At 32.9% G+C, this 6057-nt stretch carries 5 protein-coding genes; 4 read left to right on the top strand and 1 reads right to left on the bottom strand.

Translation table 11 applies throughout. The features are described 5' to 3' along the window. The 3 genes from ABWO04_RS09400 to ABWO04_RS09390 all read left to right on the top strand — a co-directional run. Positions 1 to 2403: class I tRNA ligase family protein (locus tag ABWO04_RS09400; protein WP_353079459.1), on the top strand; the 2403-nt coding region annotated here is incomplete at its 5' end. Positions 2404 to 2484: 81 nt separating this feature from the next. Further along, the gene (locus ABWO04_RS09395; RefSeq protein ID WP_353079457.1) at positions 2485 to 3153 is read left to right on the top strand and encodes a hypothetical protein; all 669 of its coding nucleotides are present in this window, start codon (positions 2485 to 2487) and stop codon (positions 3151 to 3153) included. Between the two features lie 143 nt (positions 3154 to 3296). Beyond that, positions 3297 to 3998, top strand: coding sequence for a zinc metallopeptidase (locus ABWO04_RS09390; protein WP_353079455.1), 702 nt, complete (start codon positions 3297 to 3299; stop codon positions 3996 to 3998). Positions 3999 to 4060: 62 nt separating this feature from the next. Here ABWO04_RS09390 and ABWO04_RS09385 read toward each other — a convergent pair whose 3' ends face one another. Next, on the bottom strand, positions 4061 to 5422 hold the full coding sequence (locus tag ABWO04_RS09385) for a saccharopine dehydrogenase family protein (RefSeq protein WP_353079453.1): 1362 nt from the start codon (positions 5420 to 5422) through the stop codon (positions 4061 to 4063). Between the two features lie 119 nt (positions 5423 to 5541). Between ABWO04_RS09385 and ABWO04_RS09380 the strand changes: the two genes are divergently transcribed. Further along, positions 5542 to 5925, top strand: a complete 384-nt coding sequence (locus ABWO04_RS09380; RefSeq protein WP_353079451.1) for a DUF423 domain-containing protein — start codon at positions 5542 to 5544, stop codon at positions 5923 to 5925. Positions 5926 to 6057 lie beyond the last annotated feature (132 nt).

The following is a 6057-nucleotide window of genomic DNA, read 5'->3' as shown; positions in this document are numbered from 1 at the left end:
TGGAGTGAATCTATCAAAGAATCACAACGAAATTGGATTGGAAAATCAGTTGGAGCTACAGTTAGGTTTCAAGTTTCAAGTTTCAAGTTAGAAGGTTCAACGCAATCTGAATCAACTTTAAACCTGAAACCTGAAACAAAATTTATAGAAGTGTTTACAACTCGCCCTGATACGATTTTCGGAGTTACTTTTATGACATTGGCACCCGAACACGAATTGGTAGCGCAAATTACTACTCCAGAACAAAAAGCAGCGGTGGAAGCCTATGTGGAAGCGACTGCAAAACGTTCAGAAAGAGAAAGAATGGCCGATGTAAAAACCATTTCAGGAGTATTTACAGGTGCATATGCCGAACATCCGTTTACCAAAGAACCCATTCCGGTTTGGATTGGCGATTACGTTTTAGCGGGGTACGGAACAGGTGCCGTTATGGCGGTTCCATGTGGTGATGAGCGTGATTATGCTTTCGCGAATTTCTTCAAAGGAACACACGGAATGCCTGAAATAAAAAATATTTTCAACCAAGATATTTCTGAAGCCGCTTATGGTGAAAAAGGCGGATTCGAATTGGTAAATTCTGATTTCTTAAACGGATTAGATTACAAAAACGGAACGAAAAAAGCTATCGGAGCTTTAGAAGAAACAGGTGCAGGAAATGCCAAAGTAAATTACCGTTTACGTGATGCCGTTTTCTCTCGCCAACGTTATTGGGGCGAACCTTTTCCCGTTTATTACGTAAATGGTTTACCACAAATGATTGACAAAAAACACTTGCCAATTGTTTTACCAGAAGTAGAAAAGTACTTACCTACCGAAGACGGACAACCACCTTTAGGAAATGCACCGGTTTGGGCTTGGGATAGTGTTCAGTGTTCAGTGGTTAGTAATCAGTTGATAGATAATGTAAACGTATTCCCTTTAGAATTGAACACGATGCCAGGTTGGGCAGGTTCTTCTTGGTACTGGATGCGCTATATGGATGCACAAAATGAAAACGAATTTGCAAGCGAAGACGCCTTAAAATATTGGGAAAGCGTAGATTTATACATTGGAGGAAGCGAACACGCTACAGGACATTTATTGTACTCTCGTTTTTGGAATAAATTCTTAAAAGACAGAGGCTATGCACCTACTGAAGAACCGTTCAAAAAACTGATTAATCAGGGAATGATTTTGGGAATGAGTGCTTTTGTTTATAGGATTACAACGCAAATTATTAAGAAAAATAGTGATAAAAATATAGGTGGTGGCTCGTTTATTGACAAATATTTATTTGGAAACCAAAATGTATATATTTCTAAGGAATTATATTTAAAACATTTTATCAATGACGATTATTATGATTATAAAAATCAATTTTATTTAAATCAAGAATTAGAAAATAAAATTAAAACTGAAGATTACCGAAAAAACTATTTAAAGAATTATTTAGAAAGTAATCAGGGAATGAAATCGTTTCTTGATGATTTTATTGAAAATCCAGATGATTATAAATTATCCTTTCAATTTTTACCAATCCATGTTGATTTATCTACTATAAATGATATTACGAACGAATTAAATATAGAAAAATTAAAATCTTGGAGAAAAGAATTTGAGAAAGCTAAATTTATCGTTGAAGCCGGAGAATTATACGATGCTAACTCCTCCCCTTCGGGGAGGTCGGGTGGGGCTTACTTAGTAGGTCGCGAAGTTGAAAAAATGTCGAAATCAAAATACAATGTAGTTTCACCAGATGATATTTGTGATGAATATGGTGCCGATACCTTACGTTTGTACGAAATGTTTCTTGGACCATTAGAACAATCTAAACCTTGGAACACGGCTGGAATTACTGGCGTTTCTGGTTTCTTGAAAAAATTATGGCGATTGTATTTTGATGACAACGGTTCGGTTATTGTAAACGATGAACCAACTGCAGAAATGTATAAATCGTTACATAAAACCATTAAAAAAGTAACCGAAGACATTGAGAATTTCTCATTTAACACATCGGTGTCTCAATTTATGATATGTGTGAACGAATTGCAACAATTAAAATGCAATCACAGAGCTATTTTAGAACCTTTAGCTATTTTAGTTTCGCCATATGCGCCACATATTGCTGAAGAATTATGGTTGGGATTGAAAGATTTAAAAATTGAAGAATTGAAAGATTACGAAGGGATTTCAACACAACCTTTTCCAAAATTTGAAGAAAAATATTTAGTAGAATCTGAAAAAGAATATCCGGTCTCTTTCAATGGAAAAATGCGTTTTACAATTAAATTACCATTAGACTTAACAGCCGCTCAAATTGAAGAAATCGTAATGGCAGATGAGCGCACACAAGCACAATTACAAGGCAGAACGCCAAATAAAGTGATTATTGTACCAGGAAAGATTATTAATTTGGTGGGATAAAGTTATTTTAACAAATTATTAATAGATTTTAGCTTTCCTGATTTTAATTTTGTTAAAATAACATTTAAATAATTAATCAAAATGAGAAAATTTATACTTTTAGTGGTTTTGGTTGCTTTTCAATTTGGAACGGCTCAAGAAAAAAATGAAGAAAACAAAAAAAGTAATGCAGAGGCTACTTTTTACATTGGAGTTAATGCGCATATTCAAGACAATTTAAATCTTAATAAAAACCTACAAGCATCAAATGTTGTTCTTTTAGATAACAGCCCGGCAGAATTTGTTTTTGGATTCAATGTTTTTGGGAAAAAATATTCTTCTGATTTTGAATTTGGATTTGGAGAAAATAAAAAAGAGAATTTATCATCAAAGAATAAGAATATGCATTTTACGGGACGTATTCGCTTTCATTATAACCTGATTAACAAAACTAATTTTGCATTTACTTCTGGGTTAAGTTTAGCAGGAACCTCTTCAGAAGTAGATTTGTACTCTAAAAACAACACTATTGATTTTAATAATTTAAATCCTAATACAAATGGTGGTTTGTTATCTATAAGAAATCAAATGTTTTATGCAGGCCCATCTTTATCAATATATCTATTTAAAGATAAATTTTATAAAGTCAGATTGAATTGCGCTTATGAATTGGCTTTTACCAATGGAAAATGGAAGTCTGATTACGGAAATATCGCAAATTCAATTAATGAAAGAAATAATAATCGTTTTGTAGTAGGTTTAGTATTTTAAGACATACGAATAAATGTAATCGATAATACAAATGGCATTTTTTACATTTGTCTAAAACAAACAAATGTCAAACTGTCATTTTTTATATTTGGCTCATAATTTGATATTTATTTAGTAACTTTAAATTTTTAAAATTAAATACTATGTTTGATTTACCTTATATGATTTTAATTGGAGCAATTGCTCTTTTTAGTTGGTTAGTAAGTTCTCGTTTAAAAAGCAAATTTGAGCATTACTCGAAACTTACCTTAAGAAATGGGATGTCTGGTGCCGAAATTGCAGAAAAAATGCTCGCCGATCACGGAATTAGTGATGTAAAAGTGATTTCTACTCCAGGAAGATTAACAGACCATTACAATCCAGTAGATAAAACAGTGAATTTATCAGAAGCTGTTTATAACCAAAGAAATGCAGCAGCAGCTGCAGTTGCCGCTCACGAAGTTGGACACGCGGTACAACACGCACAAGCCTACGAATGGCTAACGATGCGTTCAAAAATGGTACCAATGGTTAATGTGTCGTCAAGTATGTCGCAATGGTTAATTATGGGTGGAATTATTTTAGGATTCGCTTCAAAATCTGGAATTGGCTTTTATGTAGCAGTGGCAGGTTTGGCCTTAATGGCTGTGGCAACGGCTTTCAGTTTTATTACTTTGCCTGTTGAATATGATGCAAGTAATCGTGCTTTAGCTTGGTTGAAAAACAAAAATATGTTAGGACAAGAAGAATATGCAGGTGCCGAAGATTCTTTAAAATGGGCTGCCAGAACGTATTTAGTTGCCGCTTTAGGTGCTTTAGCTTCTTTATTATATTGGGCATATAGAATATTAGGATCAAGAGATTAATTCTTAAAAACCTAAAATAGTAAATCCAAATTTCGAAACTTTCGGAATTTGGATTTTTTTATTTAATTATAATAATCGTATCCAAAATAAGGCACATCAAATTCTTTAAAGACTACGCCGTATTTTTCTAATTCTTCTAAAATAGGAAGGTAAACTTCTTTTGCTGTTGGTAATTGTACGCCCGAAGTCGTGATTTCGCCATTTAATATTTTCAAAGTGGCAATGGCTACGGGTAATCCTACAGTTTTTGCCATCGCGGTATACGTTTGATCGTCACCCAAACAAACCATTGTTGCATCTATTTGTTTTTGCTCACCATTAATTTCGTAACCAATTTTATGATACATCACAATCATATCTTTATCTTCTGGTTGTAACGTCCATTTATACGACAGTATTTTTTCCAACATTTGAGCTGGAGTCGCGTTTTTTAAACCTGTAACTACCGACTTGCTAAACAAATCTAACTCCAAAAGTTTGTCCCAAATTACATCGTCTTGGTCAATTTTTAATTGATGTCTGAATTTAATTTCCACAGAGTCCGTTGGATGATAAGGTAAAAATAAATTTACAAAATCGCGATTACTCATATGTTCAGAATCATCAATAATATAGGTATCATCCGTCATACCTAATTGCACGAAAACATCCCAAGCTTTTGAAAAACCTACTCTTCTGATGGTTCCACGATAACAGGTTTCTGCATTTTGTAAACCATAAATGTCTCTATATTTTAAAGAATCTCTGTTGGCGTAAGCTTCAAATCGTCCAAAACCTTCCACTTCTAAAAATTCGGTTCTTCTAAATAATTTATGATAAGGAATGTATTTATAAGTGCCTTCTTGTATGAATTTTGCCGCGCCGCCTTGACCCGCTAAAACTACATTTCTTGGATTCCAAGTAAATTTATAATTCCACAAATTAGTATCACTTTCAGGAGCTACTAAACCGCCACAAAAAGATTCGAAAAGAATAATTTTTCCGCCTTTACTTTTAATGTCGTCCATAATTTTCATAGCACTCATATGGTCTATTCCTGGATCTAAACCAATTTCATTCATCAAAACAATTTGGTTTTCTTTAGCTTGAAAATCTAAACTTTTCATTTCTTCACTAATGTACGATGCCGTAATCATGCTTTTTTTATAGAAAACGCAGTCTTTAGCTACCTCAATATGAAGATGAGCCGGTAGCATTGAAATAACAATATCCGCTTGTTGAATTTCTTGTTTACGTTGTTCGTCATTACAAACATCAAAAGAAATGGCACGTGCATTTTTATGGTTTCCCGTTTTCTTATTGGCTAATGCTTCGGATAAATCAGCAATGGTAATTACTAATTTTTCGTCTTCTGATTTATCTAATAAATATTTTATAAGTGAAGAGGCAGATCGACCTGCTCCTATGATTAATATCTTTCTCATTTTACTTTAATATCACACGAAGGTAATGAAATGTTATATTTCTAAAAAATAAAAACAAGCATTTATAAAAAAACTTGATTTGAAGTTTGTTATATTTGTGAAGAGATAAAACACAATCCATGGAAAAGAAAATTCTACTTGCCGCTTGTACTTTAGGCTTTTTAGCTATTATATTTGGAGCTTTTGGTGCACATGCCCTAAAAAAAACACTTACAATTGAACAATTAAATTCTTTCGAAACGGGCGTGAAATATCAAATGTATCACGCGTTGTTTTTATTATTTATTGGCGCAACACAAATCATAACTTTAAAGGAAAAAACAATTGTGTTTTATTTGACTTTAACGGGAGTATTGTTTTTTTCAGGGTCTATTTATGTATTAACAACTAATGGTTTAACTGGAATTAAATCAAAACTAATTGGGCCTATAACACCAATAGGAGGTTTACTTCTTATCCTATCTTGGGGATATTTATTTTATGCAATTTTGACGAAAAAATAACAGAAAACGCGTATTTGTCAAATTATTGTTTAATTTTGCACTTTAAATAAAAGCAACATAACTTATAATTTTATGGATACCTACGCTCAATTTACGAAATCGATTTCGTTAGAAAAATATGGAATCAAAAAT

The organism is Flavobacterium sp. (assembly GCF_040382755.1).
Classification (GTDB): Bacteria; Bacteroidota; Bacteroidia; order Flavobacteriales; family Flavobacteriaceae; genus Flavobacterium.
Note: the sequence above shows the minus strand (reverse complement) of the source record. Positions and strands in the feature narration are given on the sequence as shown.